This is a genomic window from Enterobacter sp. QK-SA4, from assembly GCF_056856775.1.
The window spans coordinates 464,814-485,687 of the sequence record NZ_JBXFXH010000007.1; the positions used below are offsets into that span (position 1 = coordinate 464,814).

Below are 20,874 nucleotides of genomic sequence, written 5' to 3' on the forward strand. Positions count from 1 at the left end.
TACGCACGGTGAATTTTTTGAAAATAAAACGCGATGGAAACGAGAAATTTTTATGGCAAGACCACCAAAACCGCCAGCTTATCTTGATGAGTTAGCCGCGCAGCAGTGGAAAGCAAAGGCGAAGCAGCTGGCCGAACGCGGTGATCTGACTCCCGCCGACTGGAACAACCTTGAACTTTTTTGCGTTAACTATTCGATGTACCGCAAAGCCGTTGAAGACCTTGCCAGCCGAGGATTCAGCATTGTTAACAGCCAGGGCGGCGAGAGCCGAAACCCGGCACTGAGCGCAAAGGCCGACGCTGAAAAAATCATGATTAAAATGTCGTCGCTGCTGGGCTTTGATCCGGTAAGCCGCCGCCGGAATCCGGTGGAAACGGAAGAGGAAGACGAACTTGACCGTCTGGAATGACTACGCAAACGCGATAAAAATGGGCGAAATTCCGGCCTGTAAGCGCGTAAAACAGGCCGTGGAAAGGTACTTTTCAGACCTTAATGACCCCCGTTATGAGTTCGATACGGCGACTGTAGAGCGGTTTATTGCGTTCTCGCGGCTCTGTCCACACGTCAAAGGCCCGCTTCGGGGCCAGCCAATAGAGCTTGAGCCGTGGCAGCAGTTCGCCTTTGCTAACCTGATGGGTTTCAAAGTCAGGGAGTCAGGCCGCCGTAAGTACAGCAGCGCATTTATTGAGGTACCGCGTAAGAACGCCAAATCAACCGTGGCCGCCATGCTGGCTAACTGGTTTCTGGTAATGGAGAAGGGCCAGCAGGATATCTACACGGCGGCGGTGAGTCGTGATCAGGCCCGAATCGTGTTCGACGATGCCCGCCAGATGTGCCTGCTGTCAAAACCGCTGAAAAAGCGCGTCAATATCCAGGCGCATAAGGTCATTTTCCCGAAGAGCAACAGCCTGTTAAAGCCGCTGGCGGCGAAAGCGGCCACCATTGAGGGGACTAACCCCAGCCTGGCGATTGTCGATGAATACCACCTTCACCCGGATAACGGCGTTTATTCCGCGCTTGAGCTGGGTATGGGCGCACGTCCGGAGGCGATTTTGTTCGCCATCACGACAGCCGGGAGTAACGTTGTCTCTGCCTGTAAACAGCATTATGACTACTGCTGCCAGATTCTGGCCGGGGAAGAGAGCAACGATTCGCTGTTTGTCCTGATCTACGAGCTGGACGACGAAAGCGAGGTTGAGCAGCCGGAAATGTGGATCAAGGCTAACCCTAACCTGCATGTGTCCGTTGACGCGGCGAAACTGGAATCCACTATCCAGAAAGCGCGGGGCATACCGTCGCAGTGGGTGGAAATGCTGACCAAGCGTTTCAATATCTGGTGCCAGGGCTCCACGCCGTGGATGGGGGCCGGTGCATGGGATGTCTGTGCGCTCGACTACACCGAAGAAGACCTTGCCGGGATGGAGTGCTACGCCGGGTTTGATCTGTCCTCTACCAGCGATATCACCAGCGTAAGCTACGCGTTCCCGTTCGACAGGGAGATCAGACTCCTTACCCGTCATTATCTGCCGGAAGCACAGCTGCTCAACGTCGCCAACAAAAACCGCGCCATCTACCGACAGTGGGTAAAAGCGGGATGGATACGCACCACACCCGGCGACTGCATCGACTATGACCGCATCCGTGACGATATTCTGCGCGACGCTGAAACCTTCAATATCCGGCTGGTGGGTTTCGATACGTGGAACGCCACGCACCTGCGCACCCAGCTACAGGGAGCAGGGCTTGATGTGGAGCCTTTCCCGCAAACCTATCTCAAGTTCAGTCCGGTGGCTAAATCCTTTGAGGTGTTCGTTAACCGTAAGGTGGTGCGCCATCGCGGCGATCCTGTTTTGTCCTGGGCGATTGGTAACGTGGTGATGGAGACGGATGCCAACGCCAACATTAAGCCCAACAAGAAGAAATCCTCCAACAAGATAGACCCGGCTGTATCCGCGCTGATGGCGTTCGGTACCTTCCAGGCTGAGCACGAGGATTTTGCGTTTGATATGAGTGAAAGCCACAAACAGCGTCTCGCTAAGTTTGACGGCATCTGAATCGAGGTAATTTATGGCAACGTTGCGAGAGCTGATTATTAAAATTTCGGCAAACTCACAGTCGTTTCAGGCGGAGATACAGCGGGCCTCTCGTCTGGGGCAAAACTATTACAAAACGATGCAGGATGGAGGTCGAAAGGCATCATCTGCAACGAGAGAAACACAACAGGCGCTGGCGGCGGTATCTGCGCAACTGAGTGAAACCAAAAGGGCCGCTACGGGGCTGGCGGGGGCTTTTGCGGGGGCATTTGCCACCGGGCACCTCATTACGCTGGCCGATGAGTGGAATTCCGTTAACGCGAGGCTAAAACAGGCCTCCACTTCGACGGAAGATTTTTCCAATTCTCAGCGTGCCCTGATGGAGATAAGCCAGAAAACAGGCACCGCATTCAGCGACAATGCCGGACTGTTCGCCCGTTCCTCTGCGTCAATGCGTGAGTTCGGTTATTCGTCAGCCGAAGTGCTTAAAGTGACAGAGGCGGTGAGTACCGGCCTTAAGTTATCCGGGGCCAGTACAGCGGAAGCCAGCTCGGTTATCACGCAGCTTAGCCAGGCTCTCGCGCAGGGCGTGCTGCGCGGTGAAGAATTTAACTCAGTGAACGAGAACGGCGACCGCATTATCAGGGCGCTGGCCGCTGGCATGGGCGTTGCCCGAAAAGACCTGAAAGCAATGGCCGATCAGGGCTTGCTCACGATTGATAAGGTCGTCCCTGCGATTACGAGTCAGCTACAGGCCATGCAGGGAGAGTTTGAAGCCATGCCGAAAACGGTATCCGGCTCTTTCCAGAAGGTGGAAAACTCCTTTATGCAGTGGGTTGGCGGCGCTAACGATGCCTATGGTGCCTCCGCCACGCTGGCTGGAGGTCTGGAATCGCTGGCAGGCAATATTGATACCGTTGCTACCGCTGCAGGTGTGCTTACCGCTGTGGGCGTATCCCGCTACTTTGGCAACTGGACGCAGCAGCTTAAGACGCAAACTGAGCAGCTTATCGCCGCAAGAACAGAGGAAATTTCCCTGACGGCGGCAAAAATTGAAGGTGCAAGCGCTTCTCTGGCGCAGATCACAGCAGATAAGGCCATGCTGGTGAGCAACCAGCAGTCTCTGGTTGCTCAGCTTGAGCTTGCAACGACTGAGAAACAGCGAACGGCTATCCGTGGTCTCCTTGCCAAAAACTCTGCCGATCTGGTGAAGGTCAACCGCTCAGAGATAGCGACGGTGAACGCCCTGGCTGCTGCGAATCAGCGCCTGAATGCCATGACCTCTATCACCCGCACCGCATGGGCTGGCGTGTCTTCTCTGTTTGGTGGGATTCCCGGCATTCTGATGCTGGGGGCTGGCGCGTGGTACGCCTGGTATCAGAATCAGGAGCAGGCCCGACAGTCTGCTATTCAGTACGCGTCCACGCTCGATGGTGTCGTGGAAAAAGCGAAGGAGATGAGCGAGATTCAGCTTCGTGGTTCGATCTCTGACTCCGGGGCATCCATTGACGCGCTGAAAGACAAGCTGGAAGACCTGCGGGCTAAACAAGATGAGGCGGCGGCTTCCATTGCTGAATATACCAAACTGGCCCGCCAGCTTGGCGTTGAGCATGATCAAAATAATGGTTATGTGCGCAATGCTGCCAAAGCGCAGAGGGAATATAACCAAATTTCGCGTGATATTGCCGATACCACGGCTCAACTAAATAAGGTCGTTGAGAGCCAGAACAAGCTACAGGATGAGCTTGCGAACAAGGTTTCTGTCTCTGGGGCTGCTTTCAGAAAGATTCAGCAGGATATTCAGAACGCGATCAACGTTAACGATGCGATGGCGGCTTCCATGTCCGTGACCATCCAGTTTATGGATGAGATGCGTAAGAAGTCTGGCGGGGTTACAGGTAAACCTGAAATTAATAATTCATCCTACGACAAGTTTATTAAACAGCAGGAAGAGAGTATTGCACTGTCCCAGCGTGAGGGAGTGGAGAGAGCAAAGCTCAAGGCGCTACAGGATGCCATCCGACAGGGGGCTATTCGCACGGACAACAGCGGTGCCGTTCTGCCGGGACAGGAAAAACAAATCGCCGCCATTCAGTCCAATGCGGCCACTGATTTTAATCTGCTGGAATCACAAAAGAAGCCCCGCGGTAAAACCTCGGAACAAAAAACTGAGGATGTTTATAACCGTCTCATCAAACAGCAAAAAGAGCAGATCGCCCTGCAAGATCAGAGCTCTGAACTGGCCAAGGTTAAATACCAGGTCAGTCAGGGAGAGCTTGCTGCTCTGACGGAAGCCCAGAAAAAGACGGTATTACAGAATGCTGCGCTAATAGACCAGGTTAAATTGCGTGAGCAACTGCGAAATTACGAAGCCAGCCTTGCTGACAGCAATGCCAGCGCCCGCGCAGCTAATGATGCTCAGCTTATTGGTTACGGGCAAGGAACCCGGTTCCGTGAACGAATGCAGGAACAGTTTAATATCCGCAAGGAATTTGAGCAGAAGAACACCGATCTCCTTCGCCAGCGACAAGCCGATCAAATTAATGAGAACGTTTACCAGCAGGAGTTAGCCCTCAATAAGCGTTACCTTGAAGAGCGCCTGCGCGACCAGGAAGGATATTACGCTGCTTCTGATGCTCAGCGGGATGACTGGATGACGGGCTTGTCTGAAGGCTATGCCAACTGGGTGGATGAAGCGACAGATTACTCTTCCACGGCAGCTGACGGGATGAAGCAGGCGATGGGCGGGGCGGTTACCACCATTACTGACATGCTTAACGGTAACGTAGACAGTTGGAAGGACTGGGGAATAAGTGTTCTCAAAATTGTTGAAAATGTTGCAATCAACATGGCTCTTGCTAATGGTGTTAGCTCGTTAGGCTCATTCTTCAGCTTCGGTGCATCTTCCGCCGCAGCCGCCAGTAGCGGCACCGCTATTCAGAATGCTGGTGCGAACTTCACCTTTAATGCGAAGGGTAATGTTTACGACTCTCCGTCCCTGAGCGCTTACAGCAATGGCGTTTTTCAGACGCCTCAGCTGTTTGCGTTTGCCAAAGGAGCGGGTGTATTTGCGGAGGCTGGACCTGAAGCCATTATGCCGCTTACCCGTGCAGCTGATGGTTCGCTGGGCGTTCGGGCTGTTGGCACTCCTCAGGTCTCCGGTGGTGTGCCTTCAGTTAACTTCGGCGATATCAATATTCAGGGTGGATCACCACAGGCGGCCAGTCAGGGAACAGCCGGTGCCGCTGGCAGACAACTGAAAGATGCCATCACTGGCGTTATTAACGAGCAGGCCAGTATGCCTGGCTCACCATTGTGGCGTTTGATTAAGGGAGTTTAGTTTTTACCGTTCGCTATTGCTCTAATTTGTTCGTCAATTAGTGCAGTCAGTGGTGCAGTCAATCCAATAAAAAAGGCGCTTCCCCATGCCGAAGAGCGCCTTTTTAAACAAACACTTAACTGATTAGTATCAGTTCATGCCGTATTTTTTCAGTTTCTTACGCAGAGTACCACGGTTGATACCCATCATCAGCGCAGCGCGGGTTTGGTTACCGCGGGTGTATTGCATCACCATGTCCAACAGTGGCTGTTCAACTTCAGCCAATACCAGCTCATACAGATCATTAACATCCTGACCATTCAGTTGAGCAAAATAGTTCTTCAGTGCCTGTTTAACCGAGTCACGCAGGGGCTTTTGAGTTACCTGGTCCTGAGAGTTAACGGTAGAAACGGTCAGTACGTCAGAATTTACGCGTTGTTCGAACATAGTTCTGTCAGCTCTTTATTTCATTACGCAAGATTTTCGAAGTATGCCTCCAACGCCTCCAGCTGTACGCTGGCATCCTCTATGGCGTTGAATGTGCGCCGAAACTGGTCATCTGGAGCGTGCTCCTGGAGATACCAGGAGACGTGTTTACGCGCAACTCGGTACCCTTTTGCCTGACCGTAGTGGTCATGCAGTTCCCGAACATGCGAACAAAGCAAGCGCTTAACCTCTGCCAGAGGCAGCGGGGCAAGCAGCTCCCCAGTGTCCAGATAATGCTGGATTTCCCGGAAGATCCAGGGTCTTCCCTGAGCTGCACGTCCTATCATCAGAGCATCAGCTCCCGTATAGTCGAGTACAGCCCTGGCTTTAAGCGGGTCAGTTATGTCGCCATTCGCGATAATCGGAATGGAAACTTTCTGCTTAACTGCCCGAATGCTGTCGTATTCAGCTTCACCGTTGAACAAACAGGCGCGAGTGCGTCCATGGATGGTCAGGGCCTGAATGCCACAGTCTTCGGCCAGTTGGGCAATCTCTACACAGTTACGGTGTTCCGGCGACCAACCCGTGCGAATCTTCAACGTAACAGGAACGTCCACCGCGCTGACAACCGCCGTCAGGATAGCTTTCACCTGGTCGGGGTATTGCAGAAGGGCTGAACCTGCAAGCTTGCGATTCACCTTTTTGGCCGGGCACCCCATATTGATATCAATAATCTGGGCACCACTTTCCACGTTAATCCGCGCGGCATCTGCCATCTCTTCAGGCACGCTTCCGGCAATTTGCACGGTGCGAATACCTGGTTCATCAACGTGCACCATCCGAAGGCGGGATTTATCGCTTTCCCAAACCTGCGGGTTAGACGACATCATCTCGGATACGGTTAAACCGGCTCCCATCTCATAGCACAGCGTCCTGAACGGCCGGTCTGTAATACCTGCCATTGGGGCTGCGATCAGGCGATTTCTAAGCTGGTGGTGTCCGATGCGCATGAGTTAAGAAATGACCATACTGTGACTGCAAGGCGGCGTATATTACGCATTTTTTGCACGAGATGAAAGGCCAAACTTTGAACAATCCACTGTTGTAGATCAAGGAATCGCCACCAAATCTTCCCGTTAAAAATTATTCATTATTTAAATCATTAAGTTATATGATAATGGTTATTTTATGGGCGCTTACAATTTCCCGTAACTTCTCATCATTTCTGAATAAATGCGTCGCTGAAGCGGGATAATCTGCTGTTTTTAGCAGCAGATTTCCCTTCTTCTTTGCGATCTGCGTCGCATTTTAGAACATGATCGTCATGCGAAAAATGCGTGTTATTCGACCACGACGCGCCCATGCAGCGACTGTACCGGACGGTTATTATCGTGATGCATTGTCTGGGTGAATCTGGCAAGTTGTTCTGCAGAAATCGTCATGGGCTGTTTAAGTACAATCCAGGTAACGCCTTCTGAACACGGTGGAGTGGTCAGTGAACCGCTAAAGCGCCAGTACGTTTTATTTTTTGGCAGCAGTTTGTTCAGGTTGAGATCCTGTTTGATGGAGACGTTCTGCTCGGCCTGCTGAGGCATAACGCGCCACAGTTTTTCTAGCTCCGGGTTTGCGGTTCCTTTATCAAACATGACCGCCACCACCGTCAGTTCCCCACTGGCATTTTTATGAACCAGATGCATTTCCATCGCGTATCTCTTGCCATGTACGGTGTTTTCGCTCGGCGCGTGGAAATGGAACTGCTGTAACGTCCAGGTTTGCTTATCGAGAGTAAGAGTATCGCGGGTGTTCGCCTGTTCACCTGCCTGAATGGTATGGCCATTGTTTGTCAGCGTAACAGGGCCATCAACGTAGTGGGTTTGTAGCGGGGAGAGATGGGCGATAGCGGTCGAATCAATATTAATAGGGGACTGGTTCATTCCGCTTTGACAGGTCTTATATGCCTCGTCCAGCTCGCCCCAGTGTTGCGGTGAACCTTCCCCTTCATAGCTCCAGTGTGATGCGAATGCTGAAGCCGAGATCATGCTCAGCGCCAGCAGCGCTGCCTTGCCTGTAACCTGTGTCATCATATTCTTCCGGTGAATTTTTGTAATACAAATCAACATGATTTGTAGGGTTATTTTACCGAAGAATGAACGGGGGAGAGAGGATTATCAGAGGGGGAGAGGCGTGGTCAGATGACCACGCCAGATTCTTATTTTTTACGACCGGTGATGCGGCACCACTCTTCTTTTTCCACTACCGGATCAAGGGCAAAGAGATCGGCGTAGGCTTCACACACGCTGTCGGCCTGGCTCGCCAGGATACCGGAAAGCCCCAGCAGACCGCCCTCAACGGGCAGCACGCTGATTAACGGAGCCAGTTCACGCAGCGGGCCCGCCAGAATGTTTGCGACCACCACATCGGCTTTCATGGCTTCTGGCTGACCATCCGGCAGATACAGCTCCAGACGATCGGAGACGCCGTTACGCTCGGCATTATCGCGGCTGGCCTGAATCGCCTGCGGATCGATATCGATCCCGATGGCTTTTGCCGCGCCCAGCTTCAGGGCTGCAATCGCGAGGATCCCGGATCCACAGCCGAAGTCGATCACGGTCTTACCGTCCAGATCGAGACCATCCAGCCACTGCAGGCACAGGGACGTGGTGGGGTGAGTGCCGGTACCAAACGCCAGACCCGGGTCGAGCATCACGTTGACCGCATTCTCGTCCGGGACGTCGCGCCAGCTTGGGCAGATCCACAGACGTTTGCCGAACTGCATCGGGTGGAAGTTATCCATCCACTCGCGTTCCCAGTCTTTGTCTTCCAGCTGTTCGATTTTATGCACGAAACCCGCGCCCAGCAGAGGATGATTCTCCAGAATCGCGACAACCTCTTTCATATCGGTTTCGGCATCAAACAGGCCAATAACGTCGGTATCACCCCACAGGCGGGTTTCACCCGGCAGCGGCTCAAAGACCGGCGTGTCATGCGTGTCCTGGAAGGTGATAGAGACCGATCCGGCCTCCATCAGCGCATCGCTCAGCTCTTCGGCGTTCGCTCCGGTTGTGTTCAGTTTTAGTTGGATCCACGGCATGTCAAAACTCTTTATTTATCAGTAGAAATCATAGCGGGTTGTGGGACGGGCTGACCGAAACGGTTCCCCACCACAAACGCCAGTAAACTTAGCAGTAACGAAGGCACAATTGGATGGAAGCCCAGGTACTGAATCTTAAACGTTGCGAGGACGGCGTAAAGCACGCCGCCGACAATCATCGCGCTCAGCGCACCGGCGGCATTCGCGCGCTCCCAGTAGAGCCCTAACACCAGAGGCCACAGGAATACCGCTTCAAGCCCACCAAATGCCAGCAGGTTCAGCCAGATGATCATCTCCGGCGGGCGCCACGCGGCTAACAGCAGCAATGCCCCTAACGCCAGAGTAATAACGGCCGACATGCGCTTCAGGCGCCGTTCATTCTCTGCCTGGTCAGGACGCAGGTTCAGATAGAGATCTTTAATGATCGTAGCGGAACTTTGCAGCAGCTGAGCGTTGATGGTCGACATAATGGCGGCCATCGGTGCGGCGAGGAAGATCCCGGCGGCAAATGGCGGCAGTACTTTAACCATCAGGGTTGGGATAACCAGATCGGGTACGGTAAGGTCAGGAATAACTGCCCGACCTAACGCGCCTGCCAGGTGCATACCAAACATCAGGATTGCGACAACGATAGTGCCGATAATGATACCTCTGTGCACGGCTTTGCTGTCTTTGTAAGAGATACAGCGCACGGCGGTATGCGGCAGGCCAATCACCCCAAAGCATACCAACACCCAGAACGAGGTCATAAAGGTTGGCGAAAGGATGTCATCCGCGCCCTGCGGCGAAACCAGTTTTGGATCGATCGCCTCGAGCGTTTCAACCGCATGGCTCAGGCCACCAGCAGCATGCACAATGCCGACCAGCAGAACAAGGGTGCCAACAAGCATCACCATGCCCTGCATTGTATCGTTCAGCACGCTGGCGCGGAATCCGCCAAACGCAGTGTAGAGTGCAATGCTGACGCCGAAGATAATCAGGCCTGTCTCGTAGGGGATCCCGGCAGCCGTTTCCAGCAGGCGCGCTCCACCGATAAACTGCACCGTCATGGCGCCAATAAAGGCCACCAGCAGGCTTAAGCTGGCCAGCCACACCAGTAAACGGCTCTGATAGCGGGCAAAAAGCATATCGTTGAGCGTCACGGCATTATAACGGCGCGCCAGAATGGCAAATTTTTTACCCAGTATCCCCAGCGAGAGCCAGACGGCAGGAAGCTGGATCATCGCCAGCAGCACCCAGCCTAACCCGTATTTATAGGCTGCACCTGGCCCGCCGATAAACGAACTGGCGCTAATGTAGGTCGCGGTCAGCGTCATGGCCAGCACGACGCCGCCCATCGAGCGGCTGCCAAGAAAATACTCGTTCAGGAAGGTGCTCGTCGTTCTTTTACGCATGGCGTAAACGGATAAACCAAACACCACTAACAGGTAAGCGATAAGCGGCAGAATGACTTCAAGCTGCATCATCGTCCTCCAGCGGAATATCGCGATAGATGAATTTCACCATTGCCCAGCACAGCAGGATGAAGACCAGCGGTACCAGCAGACACGCCATTTCGAACCAGTGCGGCAGGCCGGTGATGCCAATAGCGGAGTCAGGTAAGTAAGCAGTTACTAACCATGCTGCGAGATAGAGAAGGGTCAGCCACAGCGCCCAGCGCGCTTCTTTATGGGCCTGAACAAAACGTTTGTCCATTTTTTGTCCCTTGTGGATGAAGAAAGCGGGGATTGTACATGATGAGGCTTTCCAGGCCCCAGAAATAAAAAAGGCCGGATAATCCGGCCTTTTAGCAACACAGGTCTCTTACTTCTCGTTCAGACCGAGTTTTTTCTCCAGATAGTGGATATTAGTTCCACCATTCTGGAAGTGCTCGTCGCTCATGATACGCATCTGCAGATCAACGTTGGTTTTGATACCGTCGATGATCAGTTCCTGCAGGGCGTTTTTCATGCGGGCAATCGCCACGTCACGGTTTTCGCCGTAGCAGATAAGCTTGCCGATCATTGAGTCATAGTACGGCGGTACGGTGTAACCGGCGTAAATATGAGACTCCCAGCGCACACCAAAGCCACCCGGCGCGTGGAAACGCGTGATTTTACCCGGGCTTGGCAGGAAGGTGTTCGGGTCTTCGGCGTTAATACGGCACTCTACCGCATGGCCTTTCACCACAACTTCTTCCTGCTTGATGGACAACGGCTGGCCCGCAGCGATACGCAGCTGTTCTTTGATCAGGTCAACGCCGGTGATCATCTCGGTAACCGGGTGTTCAACCTGAATACGGGTGTTCATTTCGATGAAATAGAACTCGCCGTTTTCGAACAGGAACTCAAAGGTACCTGCACCGCGATAGCCGATATCGACACACGCTTTGGCGCAACGCTCGCCGATGTAGCGACGCAGTTCCGGAGTAATGCCCGGTGCTGGCGCTTCTTCGACCACTTTCTGGTGACGACGCTGCATGGAGCAGTCACGCTCTGCCAGATAGATCGCGTTACCCTGACCGTCAGCCAGCACCTGAATTTCGATGTGGCGTGGGTTTTCCAGGTATTTTTCCATGTACACCATGTCATTGCTGAAAGCGGCTTTCGCTTCTGCTTTGGTCATGGAGATGGACTGCGCCAGTTCAGCATCGCTGCGCACAACGCGCATACCGCGACCGCCGCCGCCGCCGGACGCCTTGATGATAACCGGATAGCCAATGCGTTTAGCATGAGCACGGTTAGCATCCATATCGTCGGTCAGAGGGCCGTCAGAGCCTGGTACGGTTGGAACACCGGCTTTTTTCATCGCGGTGATTGCAGACACTTTGTCGCCCATCAGGCGGATGGTGTCGGCTTTCGGGCCGATGAAGATGAAGCCAGAGCGTTCAACCTGCTCAGCAAAGTTGGCGTTCTCAGAGAGGAAGCCGTAACCCGGATGAATTGCCACCGCGCCGGTGATTTCAGCGGCGCTGATGATAGCCGGGATGTTCAGATAGCTTTTTACGGACGGAGCCGGGCCAATACAGACCGTCTCATCCGCCAGCAATACGTGTTTTAAATCGCGATCCGCGCTTGAGTGCACAGCGACGGTCTTGATGCCCAGTTCTTTACAGGCACGAAGAATACGCAGTGCGATCTCGCCGCGGTTGGCGATAACAATTTTATCCAGCATGTACGCCTCGTTACTCGATGACGACCAGCGGCTCGTCAAATTCAACCGGCTGACCACTTTCGACCAGAATCGCTTTCACAGTACCTGATTTGTCTGCTTCGATCTGGTTCATCATTTTCATCGCTTCAACGATGCACAGGGTATCGCCTACGTTGACTTTCTGACCCACTTCGATGAACGCCTTCGCGTCCGGGCTCGGGGTGCGGTAGAAAGTACCAACCATTGGGGAACGTACGATGTGACCACTGATTTCTGCTGCAGCGGCAGGTGCGGCTTCAGCTGCTGGCGCAACGGCTGCGGAGAGCGCAGGCTGCTGCACTGGCGCAGCATAAGCCTGCTGCATTACCGGGAAGCTAGCGGCTGGGGCTGCACGGCTGATGCGTACAGACTCTTCGCCTTCAGAAATTTCCAGTTCGGAGATGCCTGATTCTTCAACCAGCTCGATCAGTTTTTTAATCTTACGAATATCCATGAGTGGGTTCCGTACTCTTGTTTAGTGTGATTGTGACAAGCGTTTTACCGCTGTCTGTAAAGCGTATGAATAGCCGTCTGCGCCCAGTCCACAGATAACGCCAGCAGCGATATCCGACAGATACGAATGGTGACGGAACGGCTCTCGGGCGTGCACATTACTCAGGTGGATCTCGATAAACGGGATACTCACCGCGAGCAGTGCGTCGCGGATAGCAACACTGGTGTGCGTAAACGCGGCCGGATTGATCAGGATATAGTCCACATTGTCTTTAGCCTGATGAATACGGTCGATGAGTGCGTACTCCGCATTCGACTGAAAATGATCCAAATCCACATTCAGTGACGCTGCTTCCGTTCCCAGACGGTTAACAATTTCACTCAATGTTAGCGTGCCGTACTTCTCTGGCTCACGGGTGCCGAGCATGTTCAGGTTCGGTCCGTTCAAAACTAAGATATGGAACTTATCAGTCATAATGCCGCTATCTCCTGCGATTTTCGGGTAAAAAACAAAATATACCTTCGAAACGCAAATGTCACCTTTTCAGAGGCTTAAAACCGCTGTCAGGCGAACCAAGGTCGCACATTATAACGATTTCGTAGCATTTAGCAGCTAAATACTGGTCTTATCAGGGAAGATTATCAACCGCTATCCGAAAAAGATTTGCGTTTGACGGGTAATCTGCGGGAAAACGCACAGTTTCGCGAACTATCGCAACCACTGGCGGAACTTCTTGTAACGCCATGCCAAAAGCGCCGCGGCCGCCAGTGCATAAAGGATTGGCTGCGGCGAGAGGATCTTCACCGACCACAGGTAATGAATGGGAGCGAGGATCGCGACAAGATAGACGAAGTTGTGCAGAAGCTGCCAGCGCCTGCCCAGTTTTCGCTGCGCATATTGCGTGGATGTCAGCGCTAACGCCAGTAAAACCACCCAGCTCACGATACCCAGCGTCAGATAAGGACGTGTCACCAGTTCGCGGCCAAGCAGCGCCAGATTGTTAATTCCCAGTTCCAGCAGGGCGTAGCTGGTGAGGTGCAGCGTCGCCCAGGCAAAACACCATAGCCCTAACAGCCGACGGGTGCGTATCAATAAGGGCTGTTTAGCGTAGCGCGCCAGCGGCGACACGAGCAAGGTGGCCAGCAAAAATTTCAGAGCCATCCGACCGGTAAAATGCTGGATATCCTTTGCCGGGTCTGCGCTAAAGAGCCCCTGGCTGGCGGCCCAGAACAGCCATATAAAAGGAAGCAGCCCGGCCAGGTGCAGCAGCACTTTCAGCCAGGTAATCTGTTTTGCCGTTAAACGCACTCAGAAATTCTCCCGTAAGTTGAGACCACGGTAAAGCGAAGCCACTTCATCCGCATAGCCGTTAAACAGCAGCGTCGGCTGGCGCTTTACGTCCAGCGCACCGCCGGAACCAATAAACCGCTCGGTTGCCTGCGACCAGCGCGGATGATCCACGTGCGGGTTCACGTTGGCGAAGAAGCCGTATTCGTCCGGGGCCGCCAGATTCCAGGTGGTTGGCGGACGTTCGCGGGTAAGCTTAATGCTGACGATAGATTTAATCCCTTTGAAGCCATATTTCCACGGTACGGTTAAACGGATGGGGGCGCCGTTCTGCGGCGGAAGCGCTTTGCCATAAACGCCAACGGTCAGCAGGGTAAGGGGGTGCATAGCTTCGTCGAGGCGTAACCCTTCCACATACGGATACTCAAGCCCGCCGCCGATAAACCGATCTTTCTGCCCGGGCATCTCGTCAGGCGCATAGCGCGTCTGGAAAGCGACATATTTCGCATTGCTGGTGGGTTCAACCATCGCCAGCAGCTTATGAAGCGGGAAGCCGACCCAGGGCACCACCATCGACCAGGCTTCCACGCAGCGCATGCGATAGATACGCTCTTCGAGCGGGAAGCGGGTAGTGAGATCGTGGTGGTCCAGCGTCAGGGGTTTCGCCACTTCGCCATCAATTTTCAGCGTCCACGGATCGGTTTTGAGGCTCCCCGCGTTGGCGGCAGGATCGGCCTTATCGAGACCAAATTCGTAGAAGTTGTTGTAGCCGGTAACTTTATCTTCCGGCGTGAGCGTCAGCTTGTTTTGCCATTCGGCCGGTTTCGTAAAGGTGAGCGGGGCGCCGGATGGAGCCTTTGGCCGATCGTTGCCTTTAAACCAGTCGAGCAGGTCGGCGTGTGCCGCTGGCGAGAGCGTCAGGGCAGTGGCGCTGATGCCAAGCATTTTCAGGATCTGGCGGCGCTGTAACATAAAGACAGACTCAGACGTTACGTCGGCTTCCGTCAGTTTTCGGTTTTTCATGGCATCCTCCGTCATGCGTTTTTCTAAGCATGACGGAGGAGAGGGATTCGCGCGAATATGTCACGAAAATTTGAAGATTAGGCGATTTTCACCAGCGCACGACCGTGGAACTGGTTGTCCATGATCTTACTGGCGTATTCCGGCGCCTGGCTGAGGGTTATCTCCGTTGCGCTCTGGGTATAGAAAGATTCCGGCAGATCTCGCACCAGCCGTTCCCAGGCTTCATGACGACGGGCCGCAGGGGTCATCACGGAATCCACACCCTGCAGGCGTACGTTACGCAGAATAAATGGCATCACGGTAGTTGGCAGGGCAAATCCGCCGGCCAGACCGCAGGCTGCCACGCATCCGCCGTAGTTCATCTGCGCCAGGACTTTTGCCAGCACCTTATCGCCGACGGTATCCACCGCCCCTGCCCAAACCTGTTTTTCCAGCGGACGGGTTTCGGCAAATTCGTCGCGGCTGAGAATGCGGCTGGCGCCGAGCTGGCGCAGATAGTCATGGGTACTTTCTCGGCCGGAAACCGCAGCGACCTGATAGCCCAGCTTGTGGAGCAGCGTGACAGCCGTGCTGCCCACGCCGCCGCTGGCACCGGTGACGACAATTTCCCCTGACTCAGGGCGGATACCCGCATCTTCCAGCGCCATCACGCACAGCATGGCGGTAAAGCCTGCCGTGCCGACGATCATTGCCTTGCGGCCATCCATGCCTTTCGGCACAGGCACCAGCCAGTCGCCCTTCACGCGCGCCTGCGTTGCCAGCCCGCCCCAGTGATTTTCACCCACGCCCCAGCCGGTGAGCAGTACATGCTGGCCTGGATGGAAGCGCGGATCCTCGCTGGTATGAACCCGGCCCGCGAAATCAATACCCGGCACCATAGGGAAATTTCGGATGATTTTACCCTTACCGGTAATAGCCAGCGCATCTTTATAATTTAAACTGGACCAGTCGATGTCGACGATTACTTCGCCTTCCGGCAGGCGGTTCTCTTCTACCGGCTGCACTGAGGCAAGCGTTTTGCCGTCCTGCTGTTCTAAGATCAAAGCCTGCATACGGTGTCCTCACGACTCAGATGATTGGAAAATAATTTCTGAAGACTATACTCGCTCAGGGAAACGCAGTGCCGATTTAACGCAATAAATTGCCAGATACACCTGATTTGGTAGTATGCCGCATTTGAAATGCAAGTTAGCGCTCACTCGCTACCCCATCAACCCACGGAGTAATCTCAAGGATGCGATTAACGACGAAGTTCTCAGCTTTTATCACCTTGCTGACGGGGCTTACCATTTTTGTCACGCTTCTGGGCTGTTCCCTGAGTTTTTACACCGCCATTCAGGACAAGCTGGTTAACCGGGTACAGTCTGTTGCCTCGGTGATTGATACGCGTCTGCTGACGACGCCGCTACCGGCGCTCTCCCGTGAGCTCGATGAGTTGATGGTACCTGTTGATATTGTTCAGATCGACATTCAGCAGGGAAAGCATCGTGTTTTAAGCCATGAACGGCCGGGAAGTTATCGGCCTGCGGGCGTGGTGAGCCAGTATCGGGAAGTGACGGTGCATTCCCTTAAAAATCCGGGGATGACCATACACATGGTCTACCTCGATCCGATGGCCAGCTATTTTCGTTCCATGATGACCACCGCGCCGCTCACCGTCGCCGTTGCGTTTATCGTCCTGCTGATCTTTCTCGCGGTCCGCTGGCTGCGCCGCCAGCTTTCCGGTCAGGAGCTGCTGGAGATGCGCTCCGTGCGGATCCTGAACGGTGAGCGCGGCCCGCAGGTGCGTGGCTCCGTTCACGAGTGGCCGTCACGCGCCAGCAGCGCGCTCGATACCCTGCTCTCCGAAATCCAGTTTGCCAGCGACCAGCGCAGCCGTATGGATACGCTGATCCGCTCTTATGCGGCGCAGGATAATAAAACCGGCCTTAACAACCGTCTTTTCTTTGATAATCAGCTCGCCACGCTGCTCGACGATTCAGAGAAAGTGGGGACTCACGGGGTGGTGATGATGATTCGCCTGCCCGATTTCGATCTCCTGCGCGACACCTGGGGACAGCGGGCCGCGGAAGAAAACCTCTTTACGCTGATCAACCTGCTCTCCACCTTTATTATGCGCTACCCGGGCGCGCTGCTGGCCCGCTATCACCGCAGCGACTTTGCCGTGCTGTTGCCTCATCGTACGCTGAAGGAATCCGAAAGCATCGCCAGCCAGCTGCTGAAGGCGGTAGATGCGCTGCCGCAGAGCAAAATGCTCGACAGGGACGATATGGTCCACATGGGGATCTGCGCCTGGCGTGGCGGACAATCCACCGAGCAGGTGATGGAACATGCGGAAGCCGCTACCCGCAACGCCGTGTTGCAGGGGGCCAACGGATGGGCGGTTTACGATGACTCGCTGCCGGAAAAAGGGCGCGGCAACGTGCGCTGGCGAACGCTGATTGAGCAAATGCTCAGCCGCGGCGGTCCACGTATTTATCAAAAACCCGCAGTCATGAAAAACGGCAACGTTCATCACCGTGAACTGATGTGTCGTATTTTTGACGGCACCGAAGAGGTCATCTCTGCGGAATATCTGCCGATGGTGCTGCAATTTGGCCTGTCCGAAGAGTATGACCGCCAGCAAATTACCCGGCTGATTCCGTTTTTATCCTTCTGGCCTGAAGAAAACCTGGCGTTGCAGGTCACCGTGGAGTCGTTAATACGCCCACGTTTTCAGCGGTGGCTACGTGATACGTTAATGCAATGCGAAAAATCGCAGCGTAAACACATTATTTTTGAACTTGCTGAGGCCGATGTAGGTCAACACATCAGCCGGTTACGTCCGGTGGTACGTTTGATCAATGCGCTCGGTGCACGCATCGCTGTGACGCAGGCAGGTTTAACGCTGGTCAGCACCAACTGGATCAAGGAGCTGGATGTAGAGTTATTAAAGTTACATCCGGGGCTGGTAAGGAATATTGAGAAGCGTACGGAAAACCAGCTGCTGGTACAGAGTCTGGCAGAAGCGTGCAAGGGTACGCGAACACAAGTATTTGCCACGGGCGTGCGCTCCAGAAGCGAATGGCAGATGTTAATAGCGCGCGGCGTGATGGGCGGTCAGGGGGATTTTTTTGCTGCCTCTCAACCGCTTGACACCAACGTGAAAAAATATTTGCAAAGATACTCTGTTTGACCTGCCGTTTACGCTGTTTTCACGTAGAATATCGCGCCTGTAGCTTTGAGTATGTCGAGCAAAAAGCCAGTGAACGACCTGTAACGGGTTACAAACGTCAGTGGGGAACGCTACTGTTTACTCAGCCCTGAGGGAGTCAGGGGATGTTTTGTAACATCAGGAAACGTACTGCACAAATTTTCACCGTTGCAGATGATTTTTGCGCCTTGTCGCTGCTGCGTGTGGTTGGTAAAGTAAGCGGATTTTGTTTTCCGCCCCAGCTTTCAGGATTATCCCTTAGTATGTTGAAAAAATTTCGTGGCATGTTTTCCAATGACCTGTCCATTGACCTGGGTACCGCGAATACCCTTATTTATGTAAAAGGACAAGGCATCGTATTGAATGAGCCTTCCGTTGTGGCCATTCGTCAGGATCGTGCAGGCTCGCCGAAAAGCGTGGCTGCAGTGGGTCATGACGCGAAGCAGATGCTGGGTCGTACCCCTGGCAACATCGCCGCCATTCGCCCAATGAAAGACGGCGTTATCGCCGACTTCTTCGTGACTGAAAAAATGCTTCAGCACTTCATCAAGCAGGTTCACAGCAACAGCTTCATGCGTCCAAGCCCGCGTGTTCTGGTGTGTGTGCCGGTTGGCGCAACCCAGGTAGAGCGTCGCGCAATCCGTGAATCTGCCCAGGGTGCAGGTGCACGTGAAGTGTTCCTGATTGAAGAGCCAATGGCTGCGGCCATCGGTGCGGGCCTGCCTGTTTCCGAAGCTACCGGTTCTATGGTGGTGGATATCGGTGGTGGTACCACTGAAGTGGCCGTTATCTCTCTGAACGGCGTGGTGTACTCCTCTTCCGTACGTATCGGTGGTGACCGCTTCGATGAAGCCATCATTAATTATGTGCGCCGTAACTACGGCTCTCTGATCGGTGAAGCCACCGCAGAGCGTATCAAACACGAAATCGGCTCTGCGTATCCGGGCGATGAAGTGCGTGAGATCGAAGTGCGTGGCCGTAACCTGGCTGAAGGTGTTCCACGCGGTTTCACCCTGAACTCCAACGAAATTCTGGAAGCTCTGCAGGAACCACTGACGGGCATCGTGAGCGCGGTAATGGTTGCGCTGGAACAGTGCCCACCAGAGCTGGCGTCCGATATCTCCGAGCGCGGTATGGTTCTGACCGGTGGTGGTGCGCTGCTGCGTAACCTCGACCGCCTGTTAATGGAAGAGACAGGTATTCCTGTCGTAGTTGCAGAAGATCCACTGACTTGCGTCGCCCGTGGTGGTGGCAAGGCGCTGGAAATGATCGACATGCACGGCGGCGATTTGTTCAGCGAAGAGTAGTCGAGTTTGAGAGGGTAGCAATTTGCTACCCTTTCTCTCTGACGCGAGAATACGCATAGCCTATGAAGCCAATTTTTAGCCGTGGCCCATCGCTACAGTTTCGCCTTATTCTGGCGGTTCTGGTTGCGCTTGGGGTCATTATTGCCGATAGCCGCCTCGGTACGTTCAGCCAGATCAGAACGTACATGGATACCGCCGTCAGTCCTTTCTACTTTGTTTCAAATGGTCCCCGTGAACTGCTCGACTCCGTTTCTCAAACGCTGTCTTCGCGCGACCAACTCGAACTCGAAAACCGGGCATTACGTCAGGAATTGCTGCTGAAAAACAGCGAACTGCTGATGCTGGGGCAATACAAGCAGGAAAACGCGCGTCTGCGTGAACTGCTCGGCTCGCCGCTGCGTCAGGATGAGCAGAAAATGGTCACGCAGGTGATCTCCACCGTGAACGACCCCTACAGCGATCAGGTTGTGATCGACAAAGGGAGCGTGAACGGGGTGTATGAAGGTCAGCCTGTTATCAGTGATAAAGGCGTTGTGGGCCAGGTTGTTGCCGTGGCCAAACTGACCAGCCGCGTGCTGCTGATTTGCGATGCCACGCATGCGCTGCCGATCCAGGTCCTGCGTAACGACATCCGCGTGATTGCGGCCGGTAACGGCTGTACGGACGACCTGCAGCTGGAACATCTGCCGGCTAACACGGATATTCGCGTGGGGGACGTGCTGGTCACGTCCGGCCTGGGCGGACGCTTCCCTGAAGGCTATCCGGTTGCGGTGGTCTCTTCGGTCAAGCTGGACACCCAGCGTGCCTATACCGTGATTCAGGCGCGTCCAACCGCCGGGTTGCAGCGTCTGCGCTATCTGCTGCTGCTGTGGGGCGCCGATCGTAACGGTGCTAACCCGATGACGCCTGAAGAGGTGCATCGCGTAGCAAACGAGCGCCTGATGCAGATGATGCCGCAGGTTCTCCCGCCTGCGGATTCCATGGGGCCGCCTGCGCCAGTACCGGCGCCGGCAACAGGGTTAACGCAGCCGCTGCCGGATGCGCCGCCACCGCCTAAACTCTCTTCGGGAGGGCAGTAGTGGCAAGCTATCGTAGCCAGGGGCGCTGGGTCATCTGGCTCTCGTTTCTCATTGCACTGTTACTGCAAGTGATGCCCTGGCCGGATGACATTCTCGTTTTCCGGCCAAACTGGGTATTGCTCATTTTACTCTACTGGATCCTTGCCCTGCCGCATCGCGTAAATGTCGGCACAGGTTTCGTGATGGGTGCCATACTGGATCTCATTAGCGGCTCTACGCTTGGCGTGCGCGCCTTGTCCATGAGCATTATTGCGTACCTCGTCGCACTCAAATTCCAGCTCTTTCGTAACCTTGCGCTCTGGCAACAGGCCCTGGTGGTGATGTTATTGTCGCTCGCTGCGGATATCGTTGTTTTCTGGGCAGAGTTTTTAGTGATCAACGTCTCTTTCCGACCGGAAGTGTTCTGGAGTAGTGTAGTAAACGGTGTGCTCTGGCCATGGTTATTCCTGCTGATGCGTAAGGTTCGCCAGCAGTTTGCTGTGCAATAAAAG

The 20,874-nt window shown here is 54.2% G+C and carries 19 protein-coding genes; 7 read left to right on the plus strand and 12 right to left on the minus strand.

The features are described from left to right. Positions 1-52 precede the first annotated feature (52 nt). The 3 genes from AC1VYI_RS03800 to AC1VYI_RS03810 are packed head-to-tail and all read left to right on the plus strand — an operon-like array spanning position 53 to position 5,373. On the plus strand, positions 53-409 hold the full coding sequence (locus tag AC1VYI_RS03800; protein WP_000113647.1) for a phage terminase small subunit P27 family: 357 nt from the start codon (positions 53-55) through the stop codon (positions 407-409). After that, entirely contained in the window at positions 393-2,054 is a 1,662-nt protein-coding gene (locus AC1VYI_RS03805) for a terminase large subunit (protein WP_482877621.1), read from the plus strand. The genes AC1VYI_RS03800 and AC1VYI_RS03805 overlap by 17 nt, the downstream gene beginning before the upstream one ends. 13 nt (positions 2,055-2,067) lie before the next feature. Beyond that, positions 2,068-5,373: a phage tail tape measure protein gene (locus AC1VYI_RS03810; RefSeq protein WP_482877625.1), complete on the plus strand. Its 3,306-nt coding sequence runs from the start codon at positions 2,068-2,070 to the stop codon at positions 5,371-5,373. Positions 5,374-5,502: 129 nt separating this feature from the next. Here AC1VYI_RS03810 and fis read toward each other — a convergent pair whose 3' ends face one another. The 12 genes from fis to acuI form a co-directional block, all read right to left on the minus strand. Then, complete coding sequence (gene fis / locus AC1VYI_RS03815; RefSeq protein ID WP_000462905.1) at positions 5,503-5,799, minus strand: DNA-binding transcriptional regulator Fis; 297 nt, start codon at positions 5,797-5,799, stop codon at positions 5,503-5,505. Between the two features lie 23 nt (positions 5,800-5,822). Beyond that, positions 5,823-6,788, minus strand: a complete 966-nt coding sequence (gene dusB / locus AC1VYI_RS03820; protein WP_134867088.1) for a tRNA dihydrouridine synthase DusB — start codon at positions 6,786-6,788, stop codon at positions 5,823-5,825. A gap of 330 nt (positions 6,789-7,118) precedes the next feature. Further along, the gene (locus AC1VYI_RS03825; RefSeq protein ID WP_134867416.1) at positions 7,119-7,859 is read right to left on the minus strand and encodes a carbonic anhydrase; all 741 of its coding nucleotides are present in this window, start codon (positions 7,857-7,859) and stop codon (positions 7,119-7,121) included. Between the two features lie 128 nt (positions 7,860-7,987). Beyond that, positions 7,988-8,869, minus strand: coding sequence for a 50S ribosomal protein L11 methyltransferase (gene prmA, locus AC1VYI_RS03830; protein ID WP_023309407.1), 882 nt, complete (start codon positions 8,867-8,869; stop codon positions 7,988-7,990). 11 nt (positions 8,870-8,880) lie between these two features. Then, positions 8,881-10,332, minus strand: a complete 1,452-nt coding sequence (gene panF, locus AC1VYI_RS03835) for a sodium/pantothenate symporter (RefSeq protein ID WP_134867417.1) — start codon at positions 10,330-10,332, stop codon at positions 8,881-8,883. Next, positions 10,322-10,564 carry a YhdT family protein gene (locus AC1VYI_RS03840; RefSeq protein WP_006178860.1) on the minus strand — a complete coding sequence of 81 codons (243 nt, stop codon included), beginning with the start codon at positions 10,562-10,564 and terminating at the stop codon, positions 10,322-10,324. Before AC1VYI_RS03840 ends, panF begins: the two co-directional genes overlap by 11 nt. A gap of 108 nt (positions 10,565-10,672) precedes the next feature. Then, complete coding sequence (gene accC / locus AC1VYI_RS03845; protein WP_003860388.1) at positions 10,673-12,022, minus strand: acetyl-CoA carboxylase biotin carboxylase subunit; 1,350 nt, start codon at positions 12,020-12,022, stop codon at positions 10,673-10,675. 10 nt (positions 12,023-12,032) lie between these two features. After that, a complete protein-coding gene (gene accB / locus AC1VYI_RS03850; protein ID WP_010436174.1) occupies positions 12,033-12,494 on the minus strand; it encodes an acetyl-CoA carboxylase biotin carboxyl carrier protein in 462 nt (153 codons plus the stop codon). A gap of 21 nt (positions 12,495-12,515) precedes the next feature. Further along, positions 12,516-12,968: a type II 3-dehydroquinate dehydratase gene (gene aroQ / locus AC1VYI_RS03855; RefSeq protein WP_023309405.1), complete on the minus strand. Its 453-nt coding sequence runs from the start codon at positions 12,966-12,968 to the stop codon at positions 12,516-12,518. A 234-nt stretch (positions 12,969-13,202) separates the two neighbouring features. Continuing rightward, positions 13,203-13,802 carry a protein-methionine-sulfoxide reductase heme-binding subunit MsrQ gene (msrQ, locus tag AC1VYI_RS03860; RefSeq protein ID WP_047174083.1) on the minus strand — a complete coding sequence of 200 codons (600 nt, stop codon included), beginning with the start codon at positions 13,800-13,802 and terminating at the stop codon, positions 13,203-13,205. Further along, positions 13,803-14,804, minus strand: coding sequence for a protein-methionine-sulfoxide reductase catalytic subunit MsrP (msrP, locus tag AC1VYI_RS03865; RefSeq protein WP_032659657.1), 1,002 nt, complete (start codon positions 14,802-14,804; stop codon positions 13,803-13,805). 77 nt (positions 14,805-14,881) lie between these two features. Continuing rightward, complete coding sequence (gene acuI / locus AC1VYI_RS03870) at positions 14,882-15,856, minus strand: acrylyl-CoA reductase (NADPH) (protein ID WP_134867089.1); 975 nt, start codon at positions 15,854-15,856, stop codon at positions 14,882-14,884. Positions 15,857-16,038: 182 nt separating this feature from the next. Between acuI and csrD the strand changes: the two genes are divergently transcribed. From csrD to mreD, 4 genes are all read left to right on the plus strand, one after another. Next, the gene (gene csrD, locus AC1VYI_RS03875; protein ID WP_134867090.1) at positions 16,039-17,979 is read left to right on the plus strand and encodes an RNase E specificity factor CsrD; all 1,941 of its coding nucleotides are present in this window, start codon (positions 16,039-16,041) and stop codon (positions 17,977-17,979) included. A gap of 281 nt (positions 17,980-18,260) precedes the next feature. After that, complete coding sequence (gene mreB / locus AC1VYI_RS03880) at positions 18,261-19,304, plus strand: rod shape-determining protein MreB (RefSeq protein WP_000913396.1); 1,044 nt, start codon at positions 18,261-18,263, stop codon at positions 19,302-19,304. A 62-nt stretch (positions 19,305-19,366) separates the two neighbouring features. Further along, entirely contained in the window at positions 19,367-20,383 is a 1,017-nt protein-coding gene (gene mreC / locus AC1VYI_RS03885; protein ID WP_023309400.1) for a rod shape-determining protein MreC, read from the plus strand. Then, entirely contained in the window at positions 20,383-20,871 is a 489-nt protein-coding gene (mreD, locus tag AC1VYI_RS03890; protein ID WP_023309399.1) for a rod shape-determining protein MreD, read from the plus strand. The genes mreC and mreD overlap by 1 nt, the downstream gene beginning before the upstream one ends. The last annotated feature ends 3 nt before the right edge of the window (positions 20,872-20,874 follow it).

Excerpts from the sequence above, each read along its gene's own strand:
- AC1VYI_RS03800 (WP_000113647.1), top strand. The coding sequence starts at position 53 with ATGGCAAGACCACCAAAACCGCCAGCTTATCTTGATGAGTTAGCCGCG.
- AC1VYI_RS03810 (WP_482877625.1), top strand. The coding sequence starts at position 2,068 with ATGGCAACGTTGCGAGAGCTGATTATTAAAATTTCGGCAAACTCACAG.
- fis (WP_000462905.1), bottom strand. The coding sequence starts at position 5,799 with ATGTTCGAACAACGCGTAAATTCTGACGTACTGACCGTTTCTACCGTT.
- dusB (WP_134867088.1), bottom strand. The coding sequence starts at position 6,788 with ATGCGCATCGGACACCACCAGCTTAGAAATCGCCTGATCGCAGCCCCA.
- AC1VYI_RS03825 (WP_134867416.1), bottom strand. The coding sequence starts at position 7,859 with ATGACACAGGTTACAGGCAAGGCAGCGCTGCTGGCGCTGAGCATGATC.
- prmA (WP_023309407.1), bottom strand. The coding sequence starts at position 8,869 with ATGCCGTGGATCCAACTAAAACTGAACACAACCGGAGCGAACGCCGAA.
- panF (WP_134867417.1), bottom strand. The coding sequence starts at position 10,332 with ATGCAGCTTGAAGTCATTCTGCCGCTTATCGCTTACCTGTTAGTGGTG.
- AC1VYI_RS03840 (WP_006178860.1), bottom strand. The coding sequence starts at position 10,564 with ATGGACAAACGTTTTGTTCAGGCCCATAAAGAAGCGCGCTGGGCGCTG.
- accC (WP_003860388.1), bottom strand. The coding sequence starts at position 12,022 with ATGCTGGATAAAATTGTTATCGCCAACCGCGGCGAGATCGCACTGCGT.
- accB (WP_010436174.1), bottom strand. The coding sequence starts at position 12,494 with ATGGATATTCGTAAGATTAAAAAACTGATCGAGCTGGTTGAAGAATCA.
- aroQ (WP_023309405.1), bottom strand. The coding sequence starts at position 12,968 with ATGACTGATAAGTTCCATATCTTAGTTTTGAACGGACCGAACCTGAAC.
- msrP (WP_032659657.1), bottom strand. The coding sequence starts at position 14,804 with ATGAAAAACCGAAAACTGACGGAAGCCGACGTAACGTCTGAGTCTGTC.
- acuI (WP_134867089.1), bottom strand. The coding sequence starts at position 15,856 with ATGCAGGCTTTGATCTTAGAACAGCAGGACGGCAAAACGCTTGCCTCA.
- csrD (WP_134867090.1), top strand. The coding sequence starts at position 16,039 with ATGCGATTAACGACGAAGTTCTCAGCTTTTATCACCTTGCTGACGGGG.
- mreB (WP_000913396.1), top strand. The coding sequence starts at position 18,261 with ATGTTGAAAAAATTTCGTGGCATGTTTTCCAATGACCTGTCCATTGAC.
- mreC (WP_023309400.1), top strand. The coding sequence starts at position 19,367 with ATGAAGCCAATTTTTAGCCGTGGCCCATCGCTACAGTTTCGCCTTATT.